This window comes from Prochlorococcus sp. MIT 1201, assembly GCF_047303415.1.
Classification (GTDB): domain Bacteria; phylum Cyanobacteriota; class Cyanobacteriia; order PCC-6307; family Cyanobiaceae; genus Prochlorococcus; species Prochlorococcus marinus_D.
Genome location: NZ_CP138947.1, coordinates 2,208,389 through 2,232,456, shown reverse-complemented (window position 1 = coordinate 2,232,456; position 24,068 = coordinate 2,208,389). Strand labels below are relative to the sequence as shown.

Annotated in this window: 18 protein-coding genes; 9 read left to right on the top strand and 9 right to left on the bottom strand. The window is 51.1% G+C overall.

The features are described 5' to 3' along the window. Together SIB41_RS10810 and SIB41_RS10805 are read left to right on the top strand one after the other, a co-directional pair. Positions 1-1,269: a CHAT domain-containing protein gene (locus SIB41_RS10810; protein ID WP_413358894.1), complete on the top strand. Its 1,269-nt coding sequence runs from the start codon at positions 1-3 to the stop codon at positions 1,267-1,269. A 137-nt stretch (positions 1,270-1,406) separates the two neighbouring features. Further along, positions 1,407-2,078, top strand: coding sequence for a hypothetical protein (locus SIB41_RS10805; protein ID WP_413358892.1), 672 nt, complete (start codon positions 1,407-1,409; stop codon positions 2,076-2,078). Here SIB41_RS10805 and SIB41_RS10800 read toward each other — a convergent pair. Further along, complete coding sequence (locus SIB41_RS10800) at positions 2,029-3,996, bottom strand: CHASE2 domain-containing protein (protein ID WP_413358890.1); 1,968 nt, start codon at positions 3,994-3,996, stop codon at positions 2,029-2,031. The genes SIB41_RS10805 and SIB41_RS10800 overlap by 50 nt on opposite strands. 491 nt (positions 3,997-4,487) lie before the next feature. Beyond that, the gene (locus SIB41_RS10795) at positions 4,488-5,975 is read right to left on the bottom strand and encodes a cyclic nucleotide-binding domain-containing protein (RefSeq protein ID WP_413358887.1); all 1,488 of its coding nucleotides are present in this window, start codon (positions 5,973-5,975) and stop codon (positions 4,488-4,490) included. 143 nt (positions 5,976-6,118) lie between these two features. On the opposite strand from SIB41_RS10795, the gene SIB41_RS10790 reads away from it, so the two are divergent. From SIB41_RS10790 to SIB41_RS10775, 4 genes are all read left to right on the top strand, one after another. Continuing rightward, positions 6,119-6,859, top strand: a complete 741-nt coding sequence (locus SIB41_RS10790) for a hypothetical protein (RefSeq protein WP_413358885.1) — start codon at positions 6,119-6,121, stop codon at positions 6,857-6,859. A gap of 317 nt (positions 6,860-7,176) precedes the next feature. Continuing rightward, on the top strand, positions 7,177-7,635 hold the full coding sequence (gene ndk / locus SIB41_RS10785; protein ID WP_063420673.1) for a nucleoside-diphosphate kinase: 459 nt from the start codon (positions 7,177-7,179) through the stop codon (positions 7,633-7,635). 63 nt (positions 7,636-7,698) lie between these two features. Then, positions 7,699-8,481: a FecR domain-containing protein gene (locus SIB41_RS10780; protein WP_413358883.1), complete on the top strand. Its 783-nt coding sequence runs from the start codon at positions 7,699-7,701 to the stop codon at positions 8,479-8,481. Between the two features lie 75 nt (positions 8,482-8,556). Continuing rightward, positions 8,557-10,485, top strand: a complete 1,929-nt coding sequence (locus tag SIB41_RS10775) for a CHASE2 domain-containing protein (RefSeq protein ID WP_413358880.1) — start codon at positions 8,557-8,559, stop codon at positions 10,483-10,485. A 19-nt stretch (positions 10,486-10,504) separates the two neighbouring features. Here the strand turns inward: SIB41_RS10775 and SIB41_RS10770 are convergent, their stop codons facing one another. From SIB41_RS10770 to SIB41_RS10755, 4 genes are read right to left on the bottom strand one after another with little or no spacing between them, the layout of a single operon-like run. Then, positions 10,505-12,718 carry an NHLP family bacteriocin export ABC transporter peptidase/permease/ATPase subunit gene (locus SIB41_RS10770; RefSeq protein ID WP_413358878.1) on the bottom strand — a complete coding sequence of 738 codons (2,214 nt, stop codon included), beginning with the start codon at positions 12,716-12,718 and terminating at the stop codon, positions 10,505-10,507. Between the two features lie 12 nt (positions 12,719-12,730). Then, positions 12,731-13,855 carry an NHLP bacteriocin system secretion protein gene (locus SIB41_RS10765; RefSeq protein WP_413358875.1) on the bottom strand — a complete coding sequence of 375 codons (1,125 nt, stop codon included), beginning with the start codon at positions 13,853-13,855 and terminating at the stop codon, positions 12,731-12,733. Further along, positions 13,852-16,602, bottom strand: a complete 2,751-nt coding sequence (locus SIB41_RS10760) for an ATP-binding cassette domain-containing protein (protein WP_413358873.1) — start codon at positions 16,600-16,602, stop codon at positions 13,852-13,854. Before SIB41_RS10760 ends, SIB41_RS10765 begins: the two co-directional genes overlap by 4 nt. Positions 16,603-16,606: 4 nt before the next feature. Further along, positions 16,607-17,605, bottom strand: a complete 999-nt coding sequence (locus SIB41_RS10755; protein ID WP_413358870.1) for a cyclic nucleotide-binding domain-containing protein — start codon at positions 17,603-17,605, stop codon at positions 16,607-16,609. A gap of 203 nt (positions 17,606-17,808) precedes the next feature. Here SIB41_RS10755 and SIB41_RS10750 point away from each other — a divergent pair, with 203 nt between their 5' ends. Continuing rightward, positions 17,809-18,159, top strand: a complete 351-nt coding sequence (locus SIB41_RS10750; protein WP_413358868.1) for a hypothetical protein — start codon at positions 17,809-17,811, stop codon at positions 18,157-18,159. Positions 18,160-18,391: 232 nt separating this feature from the next. Further along, positions 18,392-19,843: a cyclic nucleotide-binding domain-containing protein gene (locus SIB41_RS10745; protein ID WP_413358865.1), complete on the top strand. Its 1,452-nt coding sequence runs from the start codon at positions 18,392-18,394 to the stop codon at positions 19,841-19,843. 32 nt (positions 19,844-19,875) lie between these two features. Here SIB41_RS10745 and SIB41_RS10740 read toward each other — a convergent pair whose 3' ends face one another. Continuing rightward, positions 19,876-20,979, bottom strand: a complete 1,104-nt coding sequence (locus SIB41_RS10740; RefSeq protein ID WP_413358863.1) for an FAD-dependent oxidoreductase — start codon at positions 20,977-20,979, stop codon at positions 19,876-19,878. A gap of 120 nt (positions 20,980-21,099) precedes the next feature. Here SIB41_RS10740 and gatB point away from each other — a divergent pair, with 120 nt between their 5' ends. Then, positions 21,100-22,587, top strand: coding sequence for an Asp-tRNA(Asn)/Glu-tRNA(Gln) amidotransferase subunit GatB (gatB, locus tag SIB41_RS10735; protein WP_413358861.1), 1,488 nt, complete (start codon positions 21,100-21,102; stop codon positions 22,585-22,587). 9 nt (positions 22,588-22,596) lie between these two features. Here gatB and SIB41_RS10730 read toward each other — a convergent pair whose 3' ends face one another. Both SIB41_RS10730 and SIB41_RS10725 read right to left on the bottom strand, forming a co-directional pair. Continuing rightward, a complete protein-coding gene (locus SIB41_RS10730) occupies positions 22,597-23,154 on the bottom strand; it encodes a hypothetical protein (RefSeq protein WP_413358859.1) in 558 nt (185 codons plus the stop codon). 239 nt (positions 23,155-23,393) lie between these two features. After that, positions 23,394-23,873 (bottom strand): hypothetical protein, encoded by a 480-nt coding sequence (locus tag SIB41_RS10725; protein WP_413358857.1) that lies wholly within the window; start codon positions 23,871-23,873, stop codon positions 23,394-23,396. Positions 23,874-24,068: the final 195 nt, after the last annotated feature.

Genomic DNA, 24,068 nt, shown 5'->3' with positions numbered 1-24,068 from the left:
ATGGCCTCAGCAACTACTGCAGGCCAGGGTTTCACTTCGCAAGAGGTTAAGTCCAAATTGATCTATAACGATCCTTGGTTGACCGCTGCTGCTGCAAAAGATTTGTCTTCGGCAAATCCAAATCCATCTCCTGAATTCAACCGGGCGGCCTACAACCCAGCGGTTTTGCATGTGCGCTTTACCCAGGCTGCTGGAAAGACCACTTCCAAAGATACAGATGCTTTTCTTGATCTAACTTTAATTCCATCTAAAGGTGAGGTTCAGGGGCGTCGTGTTGAGATCTCCACCCGTGAGTTCGGCTCCCAACTGAGGCTGCTTTATATGCAGCTCTCTCGGCAAGATTCCTTGGATGAGGTAAATCCAGAATCTCCTACTAGACGATTGCATCAGCTGTTGATTGAAAGTATTACCCCATTACTTGAGAAGCATCGCGTCAGCACATTGCTTATTGCTGCTGATCGAGGTCTACAGGCAGTTCCTTTTGCGGCATTGAGTGATGGTGATCGCTACTTCGGTGATCGCTATGCCTTTGCAATGACACCATCACTTGCACTTACCGATATAAACCTACCTACTCAGAGTGGTTCTTATTTACTAGCCCTTGGTGCTTCTGAGTTTGATGGTTTGGCGGCACTTCCACTAGTGCCGCAGGAGCTCGACAAAATCTCAAGCTCTGATCCCAATCGCAAGGATCTTTTCCTCAATCAGGCTTTCACTCCATCAGCGTTGCTCATTAAGGGTGGCGAATCTCGCTATGATCGAGTGCATGTAGCTACTCATGCTGAGTTTCGGCCAGGTGGGCCATCTGCCTCTCAGCTTCACTCTGGCACTGGTCCCATAGCTATGGATGAGTTGTCGAAATTACGCCAACGGCGCAAAGGCGTGCCTCTAGATTTGGTTGTATTTAGTGCTTGCCGTACAGCACTTGGTGACGCTGACTCTGAGCTCGGTTTTGCTGGGCTGGCAATCCAGGCTGGTGCCCGGAGTGCTATCGGCACCCTTTGGTATGTAGATGATGTAGTTACGTCTGCTTACTTCGTACAGATGTATCGTTATCTAGATAAAGACATGCCCAAGGCTGAAGCGCTTCAGCTCACTCGTCAGGCATTCATTAGAGGATTAGTTACTCTTGAGGGAGATCAGATTATTGGGGTTGACGGTACACCTCTTTTGATCAATTTAACGCCAACACAGCAACGTCGTGTGGTTCGTGGTATGGAAAATCCTTTCTTTTGGGCTGGGATTGAACTGCTTGGCTCCCCTTGGTGAACAAGTCTTATGGACGCCAAGATAATGGCTGCTTGCTTTATGTATGTTGCTTGTATTTGCTTCTTCTTGAGACGTATTTTGGCATAAGTGCCGGAAAGGGTTCAGGATGGATGCCACTAGAATTCAATTAGATCGTCATGCCTTTGTTAAGGTCTATTTACGCATTAAAGTTAGTTCGCAGATCTTCATTGTTTTTGTTTCTGGCGGCCTTTGCTTTGGCTCCAGCAGTTGGCTTTGCTCAGTCTGAGCTTCGCAGTACTTTCCCCGGCAGGCGAGTGGGAGGGGGAACTCGAGGTGAATGTAGTGCACGTTTGTTAGCTCACCTGGTAACTGAAAACAGTATTTATGCCCCTGGCAGAACTTTGCAGGTTGGTTTGCTTGAAGGACCGACTGCTAACCCTAAACCGATTCAAATACAGTTTCGTCGATGGAGCGACGCCACTAGTGATCAGATGTCTGGGGAAATGCTCACCACTAGTGAATTGCAGGCTTCCGCAGCAGGGATTACTTTGATCAATCTTGAAGCTCTTAATGCTCCAACTGTTTGGGAGTCTGCTTACCGGTGTGGTGATGATGAGAGTATGAGCAGTGATCCTCTATCTTTCGTTCAAACCGCATCACCCCCTGCATTGAGCTTACTTGTTAGCGATTCAGAGGCCGATGATTTGAGTATTCAGAAAGCTCTCGCAAGCTTACGAAGTCAGTGTGGCAAGAGTGTTTCTACTGAGACTTTCGCTCATATTTTTAGCCTTGGGGATGTTATTGATGCGGATTGGCCCGCTGAACTTCCGGTGCGTTGTCCATCTTGAGTTCGGCAACGAGAAGGGGTTCTTCCCTTCCTTTGACTTGAATCTCTCCCCACTCGTCCCAATGCAGAGAGTTGTTGAGCTCGTCTCCGAGTAGTTCTCTGGTGGTTGATGAAACCAACACACGAAGAACTCCTACATGGCGACTTTTTTCGAAACTCTCAAGTCTTGATGCACAGTTTACGGTATCGCCGATGATCGCGTATTCCAGCCGCTCGCTGCTACCCATCGATCCTGCTAGGACGACACCTGAGTGAATGCCAATGCGCATACGGTTGGCTGGCGCACCCTCTTTTGCTAATTGTTCATTGAGTTTTACCAGCCCAGATTGAATTTCGCTTACCGCTTCAATGGCCGCGCGGGCGTCGGCTTTTGGGTCGTCACTGAGGGGGGCTCCAAAGACTGCCAACATCCCGTCACCGGTAAATTTGTTGATCATTCCTCCTCGAGTTGTAACGGCTGGAACGCAACTAGCCATGCCTCGGTTCAGCCAGTCCATCAGCTCAGCAGGTTGAAAATGCTCGGAAACTGTTGTGAAGTTGGCTGTATCAGTGAACAGCACCGTGACTGGTAGTTGACGACCTTCGAAACGTCCGTCTTTGAGTAGTTGATCGCGCTGTTGCCATAGTTGATCGGCAACGGCAGGAGAGGTGGCTTGGCCGAGCAGCCGTTGAACTTCTTTTTGGTGTTGCTGGCTGGCTGCGCCCCTGCGCAGCCAGGCCGTTCCTGCCATGACTGTTAGGCCAGCAACTGGCATGACGCTACCGATCCAGATGTAATTGATGAGCAAAGCCATCAGCGCAGTGCTCAAAGCAACGACTGAGGTTGCGACAACAATCACGCTGCGGCGCAGTGTAAGGAAGGCTTCGCCAAGCCATAGCCCCATCCCACCCGAGAATAGGACTAGTAAAAGGTTGCCCCAACCGGGCATCAGGAAGCCATGAACGAGGATTCCTTTTTTGCGGTCAAGCAGAGTGGCCACACGAAGTGCATGAACTTCCACTCCAGGCATTTTCATGTGTACTTCCCCTTTACTAAAGCGGCTATGGGGAATTTCGAAGAGATCCTTCAGTGAAGGTGCTGTACTGCCAATCAATACCATATGGCTCTGAATGTCTTTCTGGGGGATATCTCCTTTAAGCAGAGCGGAGAGAGAGTAGCTGCGGAAACTACCTGGTTCGCGGAAGAGTAGGAGTCGTTGCATGCCTAGGCCTGCATCTGTTTCGTGGTAATACCCCCCGGAATTGGCGGTTAGCCAGGCATCATTGATCGACCCAGCCTCTAGTTGCTGGCGTAATTTTTTATCACCTGTACCCACTTCGACGATACGCAAAGGAAAGGCTACGGTGGCTTCATCTTGGCCGGCAACGTGAACAAGATCTCGCCTGATGACATTGTCATCATCCACGGAGATGTCGTTGTAACTATGTCGTTCAGGAGGCGTTCCTGGAACAGCCGGAATATTGCTGGCTACGTTGGAAATCGAGATCAGTCGAGAGTTATTGCGAAAGCGCTCGCGTAGGCACTCCTGATTCGGACCCACGCCTTGATCGCGATAGATGTCGAAGCCAATGGCAACAGCTCCATTCTCGCTGAGTTGGTCGATTCCTTTGCAGAACAGGCCATCATCGATTGGCCATCCATGTGCTCGAATGTCGTCTTCCCCGATGCCAATGATCGTGATTGGTTGTGTTTTGCCTGAGGCTGCAGGGCGGAACGTGGTGACGAGGTCGTATAGCAGTAGATCAAGGCTTTGGGCTACTCCTGAAAGCTTTAAGCCAGTGAGTAAAGCTAAACCTCCCAGGTAGGGGGCTATTCGTTTTACAAGCTTTCCAGGGGCAATGGATCTTCTGCTTGTTGCGTTTGCCGAATCTTGTTGCTTGGGCTTGATTACTTTGTGTTTTGAGGTTACTTCCATCATCAAGGCTTCTTTTGCCCTTAGCCTATTAGCATCTCCCTAGCTGCTTGAATTAAATGCAAGTTTAGTTACTTATAGTTCCGGCTACAGCTCAATGCGACCGTTCCTCTAGATAGGTGGGTTTAGAATGTTATTGCTTGAGTACTTATTTTTGCAAAGAGCAGCGTTTAAAAATATGCATAGATGGTTTTCTCTTGCTTGTGTTATTCGTGAAGAACTAGCTGGTTTTGAGCTGCTTACAAATGACGCTATCTTTTGATTAATTTGGCTTTAACGAGATCAGAAATGTAAGCTGTTCAGATTTGCATTGATCCATAGGTAAATCTTGATTTGATGGGTTGGTATAGTTCAGCCCTTTCTGTTGGCTAAGATTTATATTGTTGTAAATCAGGTGTCTTTGAGCGCTTAGTTGATGTGATTCTTGGATTAGGGCTACTTACTCCCTTGAGGCAGTTGAGGAAGAAAATATGATTTATTTAAAGCCTATCGCTTGACTAGTTGCCGAGAAACACGTTGTATAACCGTTGCATGGAGCGAATGAGCCGATTGACCGATGATGTATTGGATTCATGTTTCCCCTTGTTTAATTCCCCAAGTTCAATTTGTCTGAGATGTATTAATCGGGCTAACTTTTCCAGTAATGTCTGATCTTGATCAATTAATGGTTGCAAGTCACTGCGTTCTACTTCAAGGAGTACAGACTCTTTTAGTGCACGAACTGTCGCATTGCGTGGTTGATTATTGCATAGAGCCATTTCTCCGAAGATTTCATTAACGCCAAGCTTGGTAATAGTCTGCATCTGACCTTGCTTAGTTGTTTGCGATACCTCGAGCATTCCTGTGATGACTTGATAGAGACAATCACCTGTCTCTCCTTGCTTGACAACTGCCTCACCTTTAGTAAATCGAACGCAACGTATATTTGTTGCTAGGGATTCGAGTTGCTCTTGATTTAGGTCGGTAAACAGTGCATTACTAGCCAACCAGTTAATTTTGTGTTGATTGTCTGCACACATTGGATCGTCTTTGGCTAAAATCTGTTTATTAGGGCTGCCCATGCGTACCAGGAAAGGAATGCTTTGCCCTATTCGCTCTAGGGCATACCAAATTTGCTCAAGCAGCTCTCCACGTATGCGTTTTCGCTCAATATCTCCAAAATCCTCGTGCCATACTTGAATGCCATAGGAGATTCGACTGTCGTCGAAACTTGTTACCCAAGCTTTTGCGGGTGGTTTGGTAAGCACAGATGCATGGCTCTTGACCACCCTTAGAAGGAGGCCTACGGCTTGTGAGGGTGGAAAGCCGTAATCAAGGCCAACTTCAAAATAATTGCCATAGGGATGGCCTTTTTGCATCCGTCTGATTGTCGATTGGGCGACGGTGTCGTTGGGGATGATCAATGTGCAACCATCAACGTTGTTGCGTAGATAGGTGTTCATTAGGCTTAGGCCTATGACTGTTCCACTTTCATCTCCTATCTGCACCCAGTCACCTTCTTTAAAGGCTCGGTCGACTTGGAGACTCACCCCTCCAAAAATGTCTTTTAGTGGTTCTTGAGCAGCAAAGGCTAAGGCGCCTGTTAGTAAAGCTGATGTTGTAATTAGCCCTACAAGCTTGACTCCAGCTTGCTGAAGAATGACTATCGTTAGGATTGAAGCAAGGATCAGTTGGCCAAGATCACGCACAATTTTTGGTGGCGGATGCCAAATGCCAAGAGTTCCTGGAACTTCAATCAGTAACCAACTCCCCACTCTGAGAGTTGCATAGCTGAGCGCAATATGCCCCACGGTTGACAGCATCATTTGTGATATCAACCATGTATCCCCTATGGGCAGGGCACTTAGCATCCAAACCACGAGTCCACATGCTGGCAGCACTAGTGGTGCTTTTGGCCACTTGGTGCGAATGCGGTTGAGTTGACGTAGAGCCATCAACATCAAGCTGATAAGAATTGTCGCGAGTAAGCGCAGTTCAAACGTCATACGAATCGAGCCTTCTGGTTAGGAGTTTTGACAGTTTTTGATCGCTAGCAATGTCATGAAGTAGACATACTGAAGTATTAGCCATTTCTTTAACTCTGATGGCATGCTCATGCTTGAAGTCATTATCTCATCCGCTGAAGTGTTTGACTGTTGCATTGTTAATGACCTTTGGTTTCAAGTCTTTGCCGACTGCTGCTCAGCAATCCTCTGACGAGGGTTCTTCAATTGCGCCTGAAAAGCAAGCACCTGATGATGGTGAGCTTACAAAAAAATTGCTCTATAGTTTGTTTCCTGGCCGGCGTGTTGTTGGATCAACTAGGGCGGAATGTACCTCGCGCCTGTTAGTGCATTTGGTTTCACCTGAAAGTGTTTACTCTCCTGGGCCTTCAAGGTACCTGGCTTTGCTGAAGGGGCCAACCACTCTTCCAAGACCTGCTGTTGTGAGTTTTCGTACTTATCTGAAGGAGGGTTCGGCCTATAGGGTTGGCCCAGTGATTCAGCAGAAGCAGCTCGACCCTGCTGGACCTGGGATTTATTTGCTTAGATCCCCAGTCTTGAGAGAGCCAATGGTTTGGGAGTCATCCTTCAACTGCCAGGAAGATGCAGATAGTGAGATTGGTCTACTGGGATTTGTTCAGGCTGCTGCTCCTCCTGCAATTACCCTTCTTCTCGATGCGTCAATGCCGGGGGATCAGATTGTGGCTAATAACATCTCTTGGCTGACTGACTCTTGTGATTCCAATGTTGTTGTGCAGGAATTATCTAGTCGTTTTGAGCTAGCTGATCTTATTAATTCAGATTGGCCTACTGAGCTGCCAGTGCTATGTGCTGATGCTGCTTCGCGCACTTCACGGCACAGTTCCAAGATCTCTATAGGCTCTTGAAGCATTTGAATGCAAGGCGCCTCTTCGCTCAGGTGCCATGGAGGTGTTTGGCTCTTGCCCAGAGCTCATGGGTTTTTTGATCGGCTTGCCTGGGCAAATTCTCTTCACAAGTGGTTGGTTCATGACCAATTGGTTTAGTTGACTCCCTGTGAGCACTGTTTATTTGCAGCATTTCCCTGGTCAGAGATGTGGATAAAGAACTGTTTGCCTAAGGCCAGATAGATGTCTTAGTACCAGTGAACAAGCCCTTGTTAAACCATTGGCTTGCCAAGCGGTCACTCCAACACGGACGATGGCCGCAATAACGACTGATCAACATGGCCGTGGAACGCACCTTTGTTGCCATCAAGCCCGATGGCGTCCAGCGTGGTTTGGTGGGAGAAATTCTGGGTCGATTTGAGCGCAAGGGCTTCAAGCTCGTGGGGCTCAAACAGGTCACCCCCAGTAGTGATTTGGCTGGTGAGCATTACGGTGTGCACCGTGAGCGCCCTTTCTTCGCTGGACTTGTTGATTTCATTACCTCCGGGCCGGTGGTTGCAATGGTCTGGGAAGGTGATGGTGTGATTGCGAGTGCCCGCAAGTTGATCGGCGCCACCAAGCCTCTTGAGGCTGAGCCAGGCACCATCCGCGGCGATTTAGCTGTGAACATCGGTCGTAATGTGATCCACGGCTCCGATGGTCCAGACACCGCTCAGTTTGAGATCAACCTCTGGTTCTCTGCTGAAGAGCTCAACGCATGGACTCCTTCAGATCAGAGCTGGCGTATTGAAAGCTGAGGTTGAAAGATTTCGCGTGCCTGATTGGGGCAAAATTATTGTGCTGTTGATCAGGCTTTTGTGATGGTTGGGACTGACATCACAACCCTGAAGCCAGTGGGTCTCTTCACTGGCTTCAGTTTGATGGCCATGATGCTTTCGAGCTTGGTTCAAGCTGCAGAGACCGCAATGGTGCAGGAGATCCTCGATGGCAATCAGTTGTACATCGATTCTCAACAGGCGAAAGTGAATCAAAAGGCTGCTGAGCCACAGCAAGTCAGCACGGGCGATAGTCGTGGCCAGCTTTTGTTCAATACCGGAGCATCTGGTCGCCTGAATCGGTTTTCCAGAATGCAATTAGGTAGTAGTTGTTATCACCTTACCCAGGGGCAGATTTTGGTCTCCGGGAAGCAAGATGGCTGTACCCGTTCAGCCCGACTGAGTGTTCGAGGCACGAATTACGTTCTGCAGGTTTCGGACGATGGGGCTACTGAGGTGTCTGTATTGGAGGGTGAGGTGGAATATCGTTCTGTGGAGCCTCAAGCTCAAGCTGATCAATCTCCCAGGATGGATCAAGCTCAGGATCAACAACCTTTAAGTGATGAGCCGGTCATCATTAGATCTGGAGAATCGCTTCGGGTGACCCCTGATGGCATGATCTCAGCATTGAGAAAGCTAACGGCTGGCGATTACAGCAGCATCTTTGCAGGCCCTTTGTTTGAGGGCTTCCAGACTGAGATCCCTGCTTTGCCTTCACTCCAATCTTATGTACGATCTCAGTTCCCATCAGTGAGAATTCCTTCAATTCCCACGATCGTGCCTTCCTCTACCCCTCGGATCCCTGGTGGTGGCTTTTTTCGGTTTTGATTCAATGAGCCCTGGAAGATCTGAGTGATCTTCATATGGATTGGGTGAGCAAGATGATCCCCAGGTCAGGCACCGATGCGCATTCCTAGAAATGCTCCAGTGCTTCTTGTGGCTGGTGTCCTGACGCTGGCTGCTGCCCTATTGGCATCTTGTTCGGCATCGTTGTGTCGACCTTGGTGGGCATTGGAACGCAATCTTGAGGGCCAGCTCGTCAGGATTCGTGGGCCTCGCCTGGCCTCGCCAGAGATCGTGCAGGTGGTGATCGACGACGCAACCCTCGCGGAGGGTCTCTGGTTTGAGCAGCAGGAGCAGATACCATCCTGGGCCGTGGGAATGGGAAGCCTGCCCTGGCCACGAGCGCGCTACGGCGATCTTTTGGAGCCTTTGATAGCGGCTGGTGCTGATGTAGTGGTCTTGAATGTGGTCTTTGCTGGAGAGAGTGTCTTCGGGCCAGCAGACGACAAGGCGTTTATCGCAGCCCTCGAGCCGCATCAGCAGCACCTTGTACTGGCGGCAGAAATGGTTGAGGCAGAAGATCAACTCGGCGCCGGTGCAATTTCTCTCTTGCGTCCTGATGCTGTGGACGCCGCTGAACTCGACAAACTCTCGCTGGGCTTGAGCAATCTCTTTCCCCCTGAGCATGGAGCTCGGTTTTTGCAACCAGAGTTTTATGCCACCACGTTGGAACAACCGCTCGGTCATGAGGCGTTGCATTCTTTGCCAGTTGCTGCATTGGAGCAGGCAGGCCGCTCGCTCGAGTTGGACCTTGATGGCCAGACTCTTAACTTCTATGGCCCTGAGCCCGAGCCCATCGGGATGGATGGATCCTGCTCAACCCTTGGTCACGGGTTTTTGCGACTGTCGGCAAAGAATGTGATCAATCCGCGGCAATGGGCGGTGCATCCCTGTCGCGAGCGGGTTGGTGGGGCTGTCGTTTTGGTGGGTGTTGTTGTGTCTGGTGGTGGAAGCGCGTTAGGCGATCTGCCATCACCCTTCGGTGATCTTTCGGGAATGGAGTTACTTGCCACCTCCACTGCCAATGCTTTGACAGGCGATGGACTGCGGGCCTGGCCCCAGTCACTTCCGCACAGAGGCGCTTTTGTTGGCCTTGTTGTTCTACTCACACTTTTACTGGCTTTTTATCGCACCGATTTGGGTTGGCGACTTGGCGTGCTTTTTGCATGCGCAGGTCTGTGGTTTGTCCTTGGCTATGGGCTGATGCAGCATCGTCATGTCTGGATTCCCGTGCTTACACCTCCTGTCGCATTGGTGGTTGGTGCTTTGCTCTATGGAGGTGAGGCTTATCGACGTATGTCGATCAAACGGCGCTTGACGCGTCGCTGGCTGGAACGTTGTGTGGACCCCTCCGTTGTAGGCCCCATGCTCAGCGACCCGAGTGATATGGAGGCTTTGTTTGATGGCAAGCTCAAATCTGTAAGTGTGTTGTTTGCGGATCTTCAAGGGTTCACTGCTCTGACTAGACAGCGCAGTGAGCAGGGTCGAGTTCGTGTTCATCTTGAGCAGCTCAATCATTATCTTGATGAGATGCGTTCGGTGGTATGGGACCACCATGGATTCCTCGACAAGTTTATTGGCGATGCCGTGATGGCCGTGTTTGGTTTGCCCGATGGTCGTGGGGAATCGACGGAAGCGCAATCCGCTATTTGTTGTGCTATGGCGATGCATGAGAGGCTTGTTCATATGAATTGTCTCTGGCAGTCGGAGGGAGTGGAGCCTCTGGTTAATGGGATTGGTATCGCTAGCGGCATCGTCTTGGCTGGTGGTATTGGTGGTCGCAAGCTTGGGGGGCTTTCCGTGATCGGAGACACCGTCAACCTTGCTAGCCGCCTAGAGGGATTGACCCGCAGCCTGGATCAATCCATTCTTTTCGATCAGCGCACCTCAGAATTGGCGGGAGAGGGTTTTGCTATCCGATCTTTGGGAATGCAAGAGCTAAAAGGGATTGGGCGCCTTGAGGTTTATAGCCTTTCTAAGAGAGGGTGATGGGTTGTTAAATCATTGATTAGGCCACTTCCGCTAAGAGCTTCTGGTAGGGAGAATTAGTGACGGTAGCCATGTCTTCATGGCGACCTTGTTGGACCACTTGACCATGCTCGAGCACTAGGATTAGGTCAGCATCACGGATGGTACTGAGGCGGTGAGCCACGATGATTTGGGTGCATCCACGACGTCGGAAGGCCTCGTCCACCAAGCGCTCTGTTTCGCTATCGAGTGCTGAGGTGGCTTCATCGAGGATCAGGATGCTGGGGTTTTGAACCAGGGCACGAGCAATGTCGAGCCGTTGTCGTTGACCGCCTGAAAGGTTGCGACCTCCTTCGCTAAGTACGGTTTCAAAGCCATCAGGCAGGCCGAGAACGGTGTCGAGTATTTGGGCATCTGCACATGCCTGCCTTAGGTCTTTGTCTGGAAGGCTGTTATTCCAGAGATTGAGGTTCTCACGAACATTGCATCCATAGAGTTGTACATCTTGTTGAACCATCGCAAGTGAGCTGACGCTGATGGCTCGTGGTATTTCGTTCAGCGGAATACCGTCGTAGAGGATTTGTCCTGAGGAAGGTTGATAGAGACCGGCAAGCAGTTTGGCGATTGTGCTTTTACCAGAGCCACTGCCTCCGACAAAAGCAATCCTTTGGCCGTGTTGGATGGATAGACGTAGTCCATTGATGAGAGGGGGGTTAAGTGGCATGTAGCCGAAGTAGAGGTCTTGAATTTCGATGGCGCCTGATAGGCGTTCCCTGTCGCTATTCCAGGCCTGAATTTTTGGTGCGTCGATGAGTAATGGGTCTCTAGGTTGTTCAAGAACATCTTCCAGGCGGAGTACTTCAGCTTCCAAGTCGGGCAGGCTCTGCACGAAGACAATCACATTTTCGATTTCAGCTTTTAGCTTGCTGGCAATGGTTTGGGCTGCCAGGAGCATTCCTAGAGTGAGCTGGCCTTGAATCACCAGGAAAAATCCAACCAACAAAATTGCCACCTCGTTCAAGGTGGTCATGGCGCTGGGGATCACCCTGATCCGTGCGTTGAGAAGTTGAAGCTTTTGCACAGTGTTGAGGAGTCGACTTTGGTAACCCGCGTAGCGTCTGAAGATGTCGTTTTCTATAGCTGCTGCTTTTACGGTGTCGATATCTTGCAAGGCGCTGACAACGACTGCGCCAGCTTTGGCCCCATCTTTTTGGAGCTGTTGACTAGAGTCTTGTTGTACTCGAAGGTTGATGGCTACCACGAGAGCGTTGATTCCAGTAGTCACGCCTACTAGCAGTCCTAGAATTGGGCTGTAGAGCAAAGCTAAGACCAGATAAAACACCAGTAGAACAATGCCGGTGAGCATGGGGATCAGTTCTCCGCCGATGAATTCGGCAATTCGGGCATTACTGGTAACCCTGCTAGCTATATCTGATGCATAGCGTTGGGCGTAATAACGCTCTGGTAAGGCCAGGACCTGATGCTCAAATTGTGCAGCAAAGCGTCGGGTTAGTCGCCTCTCCAGGGCTCGTGTTCCGATGAGCTGAAGATGCTGCAGTACCACTTGCAGGCTGATGGTGAGGGCCATGCCCCACAACATTGGCTTTAACCACGTTTGGATTTGATTGCCGATAATCTCATCCATATAGATCTGGGCAAAGATCGGCATCACCAGCTGGGGCAGGATCAGCAGCAGACCAGCTAGCAGAATGAATAGGGCTCCTTTGGGTTCAAGGCTTAAGCGCCGCCAAACCACTGGCCAGACTGATGGTGCCTTTCCGCCTTTTTGAAAGTTTGGACCTGGCTCCAGCGTTAGGACAATGCCGGTGTAACTGGTATCGAATTCTTCGCGACTGACAGTTCGAGGACCGAGAGCTGGATCATTGAGGGCCACCCGATCACCAATAAAACCTTCGAGGATGAGGAAATGGTTGAATTCCCAAAACACGATGACTGGTGGCTGAATTTGTTCCAAAGCCAGCAATCCTTTTTTGAATCCTTTTGCTTTGAGGCCTAGGCTTTGCGCTGCAAGTAATAAATTGGCCGCATCACTGCCGTCACGTGAGACGCCACAAAGTTCGCGTAGTTGGGTCAGCGGTACATAACGGCCGTAGTACTGGAGGATGATGCTCAGGGAGGCTGCCCCGCATTCCGTGTTTTCTAATTGCAGCAATGTTGGGGTACGTACCCACTGCTTGCTGAGACGAGCTTGGATGCGGATCCAGAGTTGACGACAGAAAGGCTGCAGGTTCATGTCTTATCTCCCTCAGTAGATCCCACTGAGATTTCTCAATAGAGGGATCACATAGCTGATTGGCCGCCTTTGCTCTACAAGCACTCGCAGCGTTGTTGGTGTGCCTGCTGTGAGCTTTAGGTCTGGCCCTTTGCTGCCGCCCCAGTCATAACCGCTAGGTGTTGTTGGGTCTTTGGCTAAGGACGTGGTGACTTCGATCAGTGGACCTTCGTCTTCGCTCTTGATGGCCTTGAACAGTGATTCTTTGTTGTAGAGTCGATTGATAATCGCCTCTTTGCTGACTGGCAAACGACGCACTTTGAGGATTTCAGCTTCGATGCCACCATGGCGTTGTGGTTTGGTCGTTGTTGGGGTCACGCGAACTGGCTGACCGATACGAAGGCGTTTACCATCTCTGGCTGGGAAGAAGGCCAGGCTTTCAAGCGTATTGGCGTCTTTGTCTCGCTCAAGTTCAAAGAGTGTGACGCCTGGTTGCACCACTTGTCCTAATTGGACATGGCGGTCGGTGACACAGCCTGCTTGAGGTGCTTTCACGGTTGCTGTTCGTGTAATTTGTTGTTCTAGGGCAACAATTTCGCTTTGTTTCTGATTAATTAATTGTTCACGTTGGTTGTTACTTGTCTCTAGGTTGTATAACAGCTCAGAGAGTTGTTGGACTCTTTGATCCCATTCGACTTGACTCACCGCATTCTTTTGAAATGCCAATTTCCAGCGTGCTGTGCTTTTTCTGAGCTCATCTTCCCGTTGGATAGCAATGAGGTCTAAACTTGCATCATTGGCGATTAGAATCTCAAGTTGGTTGTTTGCTTTTTGTTGTTCCAGCTCTAATTGCACTGGGTCAATGACCGCAAGAGGTGTTCCTTGCTTGATGCAATCTCCCACATTAACTTTGAATTCTTTGATGCGGCCATTGATTTCGCTTTGAACCCACTGTAAGTTTTCTGTTCGAACTAGGACGCCACGTCCTTCGACTCTTACTGGTAAACGGCCAAATATTGACCACAGCAGAATGCTAAGACTGAACCCTAATAGTGAGATCAGTAAAAGCCAGTAACTTGGTCTGAGCAATTCAAGAGGCTGGTCTAGTTGTTCAGGGCTGGATAATGCATCCAGAGCATTTTTTCGAAACAGGCTCATGCAACCTGTCTCTCCATTAAGCGGGCAAATAGCCCAGCTTCATTCATCAGACTTTCGAATGTGCCTTGTTGCTGCACTTGACCTTTCTCCAGCACAATGATGCGATCGGCGTGGCGAATTGTGCTCAGTCGATGGGCGATGACCAAACGTGTAATGCTTAGTGTTTCAAGGCTGCGACTCACAATTCCTTGGGTGTGATTGTCCAGGGCGCTTGTGGCTTCATCAAAGATCAGAATTCGCGGTTGCCGCACCAAGGCTCGGGCGATGGCAATTCGTTGGCGTTGGCCACCTGAGAGGGTCCCCCCTCCCTCAGAAACAATGGTTTGTAGTCCCATTGGCATTTCGCGGATGTCGTCTGCCAGGCCTGCCATCTCAGCAGCAGCCCAGGCGTCCTCTTGATTGATCAGGCATCCTCCGGCGATAGCCTCCATCAGGCTGCCGCTGAATAGGGTATTGCTTTGAAGCACTGTGCCAATTTGACGCCGCAAGCTTTCGATGCGTAAGCCATTGAGCGGCTGATCGTCATATCTGATTTCTCCGTTTTCAGGCTTCCCAAATCCCAGCAGCATGCGCACGATTGTTGATTTGCCTGATCCTGAAGGACCCACCAGAGCGATGAATTCACCTGGGTTTGCTTGCAGGCTTACGTTATCTAGAACCAAGGGCAGATCTGGGGCATAGCGATAACTCACGCGGTCGAGTTTGATGGCTCCACGTAGCTCTGCTGGTTCGACGGCTTCATCGAAAACTTCTGGTGTGGCTGTCAGCAAAGGCTTTGCTCGCTCATAGAGGACAGGCATATCGAAGGCTGCAACTGCAAGCCCAGCGAAGCTGGCCATGCCTCCCACAAATGTTCCGAAGGCTGAGAAAAACCCAAGTAACTGGCCGGCGTTGGGTGCATTGAGTGCAGGGGTCATCGCGGCATCAGCGATCAGTTTTGTGATCACGATGTAAAGCAGCAGGTTGCCAAGGTTTGGCATCACACCCTGCAGGAGTGCGGCGGTTGCTTCTTTGATATCCAGAGCATTTTCTAGAACCACGACGCGTTGGAAGTGTTCTCCCCACCAGCGGGCGGCCGCAGCTTCAGCTCCTGCTAGACGCAGTTTCGATACGGAGCTGATGAGCTCAAGATTGCGACTTTGGGCTTGGCCTTCGATCTCCTCCTGTTGGCGTTTTAGAGGGCGAGTTTGCAGACCGATCAATGCTGTCGGCAGAAGCACCATCATGGAGATTACTAGCGCCAGCAATGTCAACTTGACGCTGATCCTCAACATGAACAGCACATAAATACTGGTGAGCACTACCTTGACCAGACCCCCCTCCAAGAGGTTTTGGATTTGACTGCGCAATTGCTCTAGTGCATTAAAGCGGAGTTGAAGGTCGCCGATGTTGTATTGACGGAAGAAATCCGTCGGCAGGCTTAGCAAGTGCTTAATACTGGCCAGCTGGAACTTTGCCCCCCCTTTTTGTTGGGTGATTTGGAAAGACCGGCTTTGGATCCATTCCAATGCCACTCGTGTGATACCAGCAGCGATAAGAATTAGGCCTATTTGCAGCAATAGAAGAAGGTCTCTGTCGGGCAAAGCCGAGTTTGTAATCACGGTGTTGAACGTGGGGGTAAGCAAGCTCAGAAGAGTTGCCAAAAACATCACGCCAACTCCGATACGGAAGCCGCCGCTGAGTAGTCCAAGGCATGCCCCAGCTGCCAATCCGGTGACCCCCATCCCGAAGATCCAGCGCGCAGCACCGACCTCTCGGCCAATAGCGAGTAAGAAACCTAATGTGATTCCCAAGAGCACACCACTGATTACAAACCTGGTGAGATTGTTTGGTTGTCCATAGGTAAAACGCAAAAGCCCCAAGGTGGTTAGATCCTTGGTTTGGAATTTGGGGCTGATGGCCATCACCCTTGGGTTCAGTTCTTCAAGTAGTTGGCTTGCTTGGGAGAGTGGTATCGGCTTTGCCATTCGCTCGGGAGCCCAGACGCGATAGCCGTTGGCAGTGGAATGAAGCACAACTGGGCTTGTAGGCGTCTGCTCGAGAAAACCGATGAGGTCCCCGCAATCTTTCTCCAGCAGGTTGTCGTTGAGCAGTACATCCCGTCCGATTAAACCTGCCGATTCCAGAATCAGCAGTAGCCTTGAGCGCGGGTCAGGCGTGTTTCGAATTGGTGCCTTCGCTGATGTTGAGCCTTGTTGGGCCAGGGTCGCGACGCAGGCCAGAAGAGGGTCTTGACGAACAGTTTCTTGTAGGGGCTGATGTTGCTGGCTCTGGCTTGCTTGACCAGCTGCCTCAAGACTGCGGAATAGATGTTCTTCGCTTTGTTGGCTCAGTGGCTCATGACTGTGTTGTCTTAAGTGGTGTTGCTCCCAGGCTTGTTGATGGTGGGCTTCCAGAAGGTTTGCGAGAGCAACTTTGCTGGAGTTTGTTGTCTCAGGACGATGGCTAAGTTTCTCCCATAGCAACGCTTGCAGCATTTCCAGTCCTTCTTGTTGTTCTGGATCTGAGCTGTTCAGCGACGTCAACACACTGGTAGTGATTGCTTTGATGCGAAGTTGGCTGGTGCTATTGAGACCATCAATAGGTAAACCAGGCAGGATTGCGCCTTCATTCAGGCTCAGCAGGCCAAGTCTTGAGCGAAGGGATCCTTCCTTAGAGCGTTGCTCAAGGATCAGTCTTATCTCTCCCTCAGTAACCTTCAAAGGGTTAGAGGGCCATGGTTGCTCTTCACCGGGTAGCAGTTTCAAGACATCAGCCCTCCTTGTCCTGAAATTGTCTGCACAGCCAGTCAAAACGCAACCCGGCTGAACTGATGGCCGAGAGTTGATCAAGACCAAGCTGTTCGTTGTCGATGAGTTCCTCGGCTATGCGGCTTGCTTGAGCAAATCCACGGCTGAGGAGTTGATCACGGCTGCGTTGGGAGAGCATGCGTGCGATACCTTTGTAGAAACGCTTGGCCAGCCTCGGATCGGCGTTGAGGGTCATGCTGAGTTCCTCTTTGTCGAGCATCAGTAGCTCTAGGCCTGTGAGTGTGTCCACATTGGCAGCAGCTCCGGCTGCTTGAGGGTTGAGCATTGTGAGCTCACCGAGTAGTTCACCGCGTCGAGAGCTGCCTACCGATTGCCAGCTTCCGTTTTCAGTGATACTTATCCTTGCCTCTCCAGCGAGCAGCAGATAGAGGCCAGGCACATTATCTCCTTCTTGAAGGAGAACGTCTCCAGCGATAAGACGTTTAAATTTACCGGACCTGGCGATCCAGGCCACATCCTTCTCTTCGAGTTCTGCGAAGAGCACCAGAACTTTGCGGAGGGGTTCCTGGTCAGTCGCGGCAAAACGATGAACCCATGCATTTTGGCCTTGCACTTGGAGGGCCAGTTTTTCAGCGATGAGGCGATAGAGGAGATGGCAAATGAAAGCCTCGGATTGATTGATTGACTCCAGAGCCTCTCTAGGGATTTGGAGCAGACGACTTCCTGGACCAGCATCAATGCTTGCCACTGCTGGACGTTCTTCCAGCCAGCTCATCTCTCCCACCAGGTTGCCTGCTTTTAGGCTGGCGAGTGACAAGCTTCCGCCATCAGCTTGCTTGGTGCAAACCGTGATTGCTCCTGACTCCACTACAAACAAGCCGTCCGGAGTGCTGCCTTCTTCGATCAGACGACAGGAGGTTGTGATTTCCCTTACGACAGAGACATCACGAATCCAGGCCAGCAGCTTGGAATCTGCCTTTTCAAAGATGTTAAAAGGCAAGACACTTTAAATCGCGACTTTATTTTGGATTTGATTGGGCCTTGTTTGGCCTGATGGTGGCATTCAGCAACTTTGCTTAAAGCTGTGAGGGAGACCACAGTTTGGTTTGAGTTGAGTCACTGCTGCAAGTCGTAGCTTGAGAGATCTTGTGCAAATAGAGGGCACGTAGTTCTCCTTCACACGTTCAACAAGTGGTGGTTTTGATGATGCGCATACAATTAATTAATTCTATTACGATTATATTGGGATTTTCCCTTGTTGGCCATGGCGCCATCGCTAAGGAAAGATATTTGCCATTGGCTATGGGCCAGCCGATTGTTGAGGCAAACTCGGCATTGATTGCCCAGGGTTGGCGACCTTATTCTGAGCAGGTGCCCCAGAATTTCGATATACAGCTTTCTGGTCTAAATCTGCCAAGTCTTAGATCTTGCTCAGCTACTGGAATGGGGTTTTGTCGCTACGACTACCTACGTAATGGTCAATATCTTTCGGTAGTTACGATTCCGTCGGCTACTAGTCGGCTTTCTTCTGGAATGGTTGAGCGCTGGTGGTGAACTGGCACTTTGAGGGTGTTGGGCTATAGCGCTATAGAGATATTATAATCTTGATTTGTGATTATGTGATCCATAAAGGTTTTCATCGCAGGGCTTTAGATGGATTCGGCTTGGCTATAGGGGTCAAGCTAGATGGCATCAGCTCTGTCTTGATCAAGGCGATGACAGCTTTTTGGCTGCCAGGTTCATTCATCATTAATAGGGTGTTGGTTAGTGCGATATCCGTAGCGGCATGAACTCTGAGTCGCTGATGTTGCTGCAAGCCATCGACGATGGCATGGACCAAGTGTTCGATGAGCTTCGGCCTCGCCGTTTCTTGGCTGGGGAGGAGATTGTTGCTGAAGGTGCTCCGCTGACGAGTTTGTTGTTGCTGTCTTCCGGGGTGTGTCAGGTGCGTTGGCAAGGTCTTCCAGAAGAGCAAGAACCTCGAGTGGGTCCCGGCAGCTGGCTGGGGGATGTGTCTTTTTTATTGGGCGATACAACCAGGGCTCAGGTGGTGGCACTTGAGCCGGTGGAATGTCTCGAATTGTCGCGTGATGCTTTGGAGCGCGTGGCGGAGGAGTTTCCAGTGCTGGCGTCCCGGATCTATCGCGCCCTTGCTTCGATTAATGCTCAGCGCCTGATTGGCCAGACTCATCAGCAGGGTTTGCTTGAGGTTATGCCCTATGGCAAGGCTCAACGGTTGGATCCGACTATCAGCCAGGTGATTGACCGTTTCAAGCATGCAGCAGCTGCTTTTGAGGTGAACTTACGTCGCACTAGCCCTGACACTAAGGTTCAGCAGGATCTAGCAGCCGCGTTTAGTGCTGTAGTTCAGACGGTCCATGAGGCTTTCCCGGCGCGCTCAGGTGCGGAGCCTGCGACGGAGTGCTGTTCTCTGCAGCTTTTGAGAACGGAGCTGCTCCCTTATTTGCTGCTCACTCGCTCCGCGGAGCGGATGTATCGCAAACCTCGCGGGTATGCCGGAGATTTTCTTACGATCGACTGGATGTATGCCGACCAGCCTGGTGGTGCTGGGGAGCTAGGGCGGTTTCTGGATCGCTGCTTTCTAGATGAACCGGCTGCGCAGGCAGTTAGAAACCGCCGTGGTCTGCTGAAAGAGGAGTTGGAGACAGCACTGCGGCTTAATGAGGAGCGGCCTTTGCGGGTCACCAGCTTGGCTTGTGGTCCTGCTGCGGAAGTCTTTGATCTTTTGACAGAGCCCAAACTGGCCATGCAGCTGGAGTTAACCCTGGTTGATGTTGATCAGGAGGCTCTTGACCATGTGCAGTCTCGCTTGGCGCAGCCAGGGGTGGATCAATACCTCTCGCGGCCAATCAGATTGGAGGGCCGTAATTTGCTGCATCTTTGTTTAGGTCGCCAGACTTTGGATTTACCTCCTCAACATCTGATCTATTCGATCGGTCTTATTGATTACTTCGACGATCGGATTGTCACCCGTTTGCAGCGTTGGATCCATGATGCCCTGGCCCCAGGCGGTCGGTCGATTCTTGGCAATTTCCATACCAGCAACCCCACCCGCGGGCTGATGGATCATTTGCTCGACTGGCGCCTGATCCATCGAGATGAGGCCGCTATGGAATCGCTTGCCAAGAAGGCTGGTTTCGTTCCTGATCAGACCCATTTGCGCTTTGAGCCAGCGGGTGTGAATTTGTTTGCGATCTCCAGGCGCTCAGTTGAGTGATGCTGATCGCTCTTTAGGTCGCAGTGTTACGCCTAAAACCGGTCCCAGCGAAAGGCGTGAAGAAGTTGCTGTTGTTTAGTGCTGAGCGGTTCATTACTTAGGCAGTTCTCCAACATCTCGGCTGTGATTGCTGCTAGCAGAACGCCGTTGCGATGATGTCCGGTCGCTAGCCAGAGTCCATCCACGGAAGAGCGACCAAGTAGGGGACCCTCGTCTGGTGTGCAAGGTCGGAAGCCCCACCAGCGCTCCATCGGTGGCCATTGGTTTGCCTGCGGTAGCAGTGAAGCAATGCCTGCTTGCAGTTGTCGTTGGCCACAAGGGGTGAGGCCTTCTGTAAAGCCGGCATCTGGTTCGCTGGTGGCTCCCACCACCAGTAGGCCATCTTCTCGTGGCACTAAGTAAGTACCTGGGCCAAACACAATTCGCGTTAAGGCATTGCGTGGCCCTTGTAGCGAAAGCATTTGGCCTTTTACAGGGTAAATAGATAGCTCTGGGAGCAGTTGGACGCTCCAGGCACCGCAGCAGAGCACAGCTTCTTTACTAGTAAGTGTGTGTAGCTCTCCTTCAGCGTTGCGTACTCGCACTCCCTTAAAGGTATTGCCATCTTGCAGGAGTTCTTGCACGTTCACCCCTTCCTGGAAGCGAACTCCAAGGTTCACGCAGGCCGTTTCCAGGGCCCGCATTAATTGCCTTCGGTTGTCGATTTGTCCGTCTTGGCTGAAGAGCAAGCCGGCCTGCCAGTTAGGTCCAATGCCTGCTACTTCTCGCTCCAGGCCCGAACGATTGAGGGTCTCACCTAAGTAGGCGGTGGGATAGAGATCTCGCTGCGTTGCCGTGGCGAAGGGCACTACGATCCCGCAGGGTCGTAAACCGCAACAGAGGCCGCTGTCGGCTTCGATTTGCTCTACCCAGGAGGGAATGCTCTCCAGGCTCAGTTGTCCTAGTTGCAGCTGCTCTTTGCAGAGTCCTTCTGCGTGGGGAGCGAGCATGCCCGCTGCCACGAAACCGGCAGCCTCATTGCGGCGGCGGCTTAGTACTTCTACAGAGCGGCCGCGGCGAGCCAATTTATGTGCCACAGCTAGGCCCATTAAGCCGCCTCCCAGGATCAGAACTGATTCAGTACGCATTGCTGCCATGGTCAACTGAATGAACAGTCCAGATCAGTTCAGTGTTTCAGCCTGTTGACCCAACTTCGGCCATGTGAGGGAACCTTTCCATAAGATCAAGGACATGTACCCAGTCATTGGAGATCGGTAATGACAGTGGCCACCAGCTCGGATAACGGCGCATGGGAAGCCGTGATCGGTCTGGAGACACACGTGCAGCTAGGCACCAATAGCAAGATCTTCACATGCGCTTCCACGACCTTTGGCGATGACCCCAACACCCACATCGACCCTGTTGTGTGTGGTCTTCCCGGCACGTTACCGGTGCTTAATCAGATGGTGTTGGAATACGCGGTCAAGGCGGCAATGGCACTCAACCTCAATATTGCCGAGCACAGCAAGTTTGATCGCAAACAGTATTTTTATCCCGATCTACCGAAGAACTATCAGATCTCTCAATTTGATGAGCCGATTGCAGAAGAAGGCTGGATTGAGGTGGAAGTTGCGGAGAAGGGGAAGGACACTTACCTCAAGCGTATTGGCATCGAGCGTCTCCATATGGAGGAGGACGCCGGCAAGCTCGTTCATGCTGGCAGCGATCGACTCGCTGGCTCCACCCATTCCCTGGTGGACTACAACCGGGCCGGCGTGGCGTTAGCTGAGATTGTCAGTAAACCTGATCTGCGCACTGGTCGTGAGGCGGCGGAATATGCCTCGGAGATTCGCAGGATCATGCGTTATTTAGGGGTCTCTGATGGAAACATGCAGGAAGGCTCTTTGCGTTGTGACGTCAATATCTCCGTGCGCCAAGGGGCCGACGCTCCCTTTGGCACCAAGGTTGAGATCAAAAACATGAATTCGTTTTCGGCCATCCAGAAAGCTTGTGAGTACGAGATTCAGCGCCAGATCAAGGCCTATGAGGCCGGTGAAGCAGTGGTGCAGGAAACTCGCCTTTGGGATGAGGGCAAGCAACTCACCAAGAGCATGCGCTCGAAGGAAGGCAGCAGCGATTACCGCTATTTCCCGGATCCTGATCTAGGTCCGATTGAGGTGATTGCATCTGTACGTGAGGGTTGGCGTACTGAGTTGCCAGAGTTGCCGTCGGCGAAGCGTCATCGCTATGCCGAAGAGTTTGGTTTGTCGGTGTATGACGCCAGGGTGCTCACTGATGAGCATGTGATGGCGGAATACTTCGAGGCGGCCGTGGCGGCAGGTGCCGAGGCCAAGGGAGTGGCGAATTGGATCCAGGGCGATATTGCTGCTTACGTGAATGCCAATCGTCTTTCTTATTCTACGTTGCCATTGCGACCGGAGCAGTTGGCAGAGATGGTGCAACTGATCGATGGCGGCAAGATCAGCGGCAAGATCGCCAAGGAAATCTTGCCTGAGTTGCTGGAGAAGGGCGGCTCAGCGAAGGCGATTGTTGATCAGCGCGGTCTGGGGATGATCAGTGATCCGGCGGCTATCACAACGATTGTGGAGGAACTGTTGGCGGCTCATCCTCAGGAAGTAGAGGCCTTCCGCGGCGGTAAGACCAAGCTGCAGGGTTTCTTTGTTGGGCAGCTCATGAAGAAGACTGGCGGCAAAGCCGATCCCAAGCTCGCCAATCAGATCCTCAGCAAGAAGTTGAAGGGTTGATGAGGTTGTCTACTTCTGGATTGCTTCCAGAACAGAACGACCATCAGGAGCAATCCGCACGATGGTCAGGACTGTTGGCTTTTCACTGTTTTGCTCCCATCCAGGTGCTCCGCCAGGAATTCTGAACTCAAACCCTGAATCGTCAGCTTGGATGATGCATTGGTTTTCGACTGTACTGGTAAACATGCAGTTACCCGGCCTGTACTGACTAAGACCACCATTCAATTGGATTGCTGTGCCTCGGGCGAGGTTGATGGCGCGCTTGGCTGCTAATGGATCAGGACGAGAGGAGGAGTTTGTTCTTTTGACAGGGCGTTGCGGTTGGTTGAAGTTATCGCCATCGGTCGTGAGCTTGGGCGTTGATGTCTCTGGTGTGGATGGCCTCACAGGGTTGCCATCGGCTGAAATACAGCTGATGGCCAAAGTGGTGATGTCAATGGCACTCTCGGCGATTTGCTCCCCTGTGGTGCGATTGAAGCATTTGAAGGTCATACCTTCTGCTTCCAAAGGATTGGTGAGCAGGAGGCTGGTAGTGCTGAGACTAAGTGCAATAGAGATGCGTTTCATAAGATCATGTATGACGTGAAAGCCTGGAGATAAATGCGCTTTTGTCGGTCTTGAGTTCCAATAGACTTAATATAGTCTGTCTGGATTGCAAGGGTAGTTGGCTTCATTAATTTCTAAGTTCAGACCGCGTTCATGGCTGGTTTGGCTAGAGCTTGAATCTGTTGAGTTGCCGATGAATAATTAAAGCAGCAGGTCTTAAATAGTGTGCTGAGCTGGCTGTTTAGATGCTTGTCGATGTTTTAGTCAAAGATATCCGTAATGCCTTGCCCAATAAGTCTGCCAAGGTGATTGCCAAGGGCTTCTCCTAGTTGGTCGCCGGTGCTGGGCTCGGATTCAGTGGTGAGGTCATCTTCTGTATAGCCATCTTCGTCGTCGTAGTTATCATCTACATCGTCATCATCTTGGTAGTTTTCGTCTATGAGGAACTCATCTTCTGAGGAGATGTCGTCTTCATCGATGAGTTGCTCGTCATTGATTTCGATGATGTCTTGAGCATTGGAATCTGAGCCGAGATTGCTGGCAATGTTGCCACCAGGGGCGGGGAGGCAGCTGATGGTGATGTTGGTCATGTCAACAGCACTGCGTGCTACGAGCTGCTGAGTGTTGCGATCAAAGCAGTCGAAGGCAATGGTCATGGCCTCAGTTTTTGAAACGTTTAGGCCCATTACAGCGGAGGATCCCAGTGCAAGAACGGAGAAGAAGGAGCAGGAGTGGTTCATGTTGGGCAATCTGTGAGGAGCTGGATTGGCTTGGGCATGAACTCAAGTTCGCTTGTGCTGGAGACTGAGGAGTTGATGGTTGTTGCTTGGACCTGTGAGGTTGATCACAGGCCAGTAATGGCAAAGGCTTTGGGGTTCTGTTGAAGAAGCGGGGGCACAAAAAAGCCCCCTTGGGGCGGGGGCTTTATGCAAGTT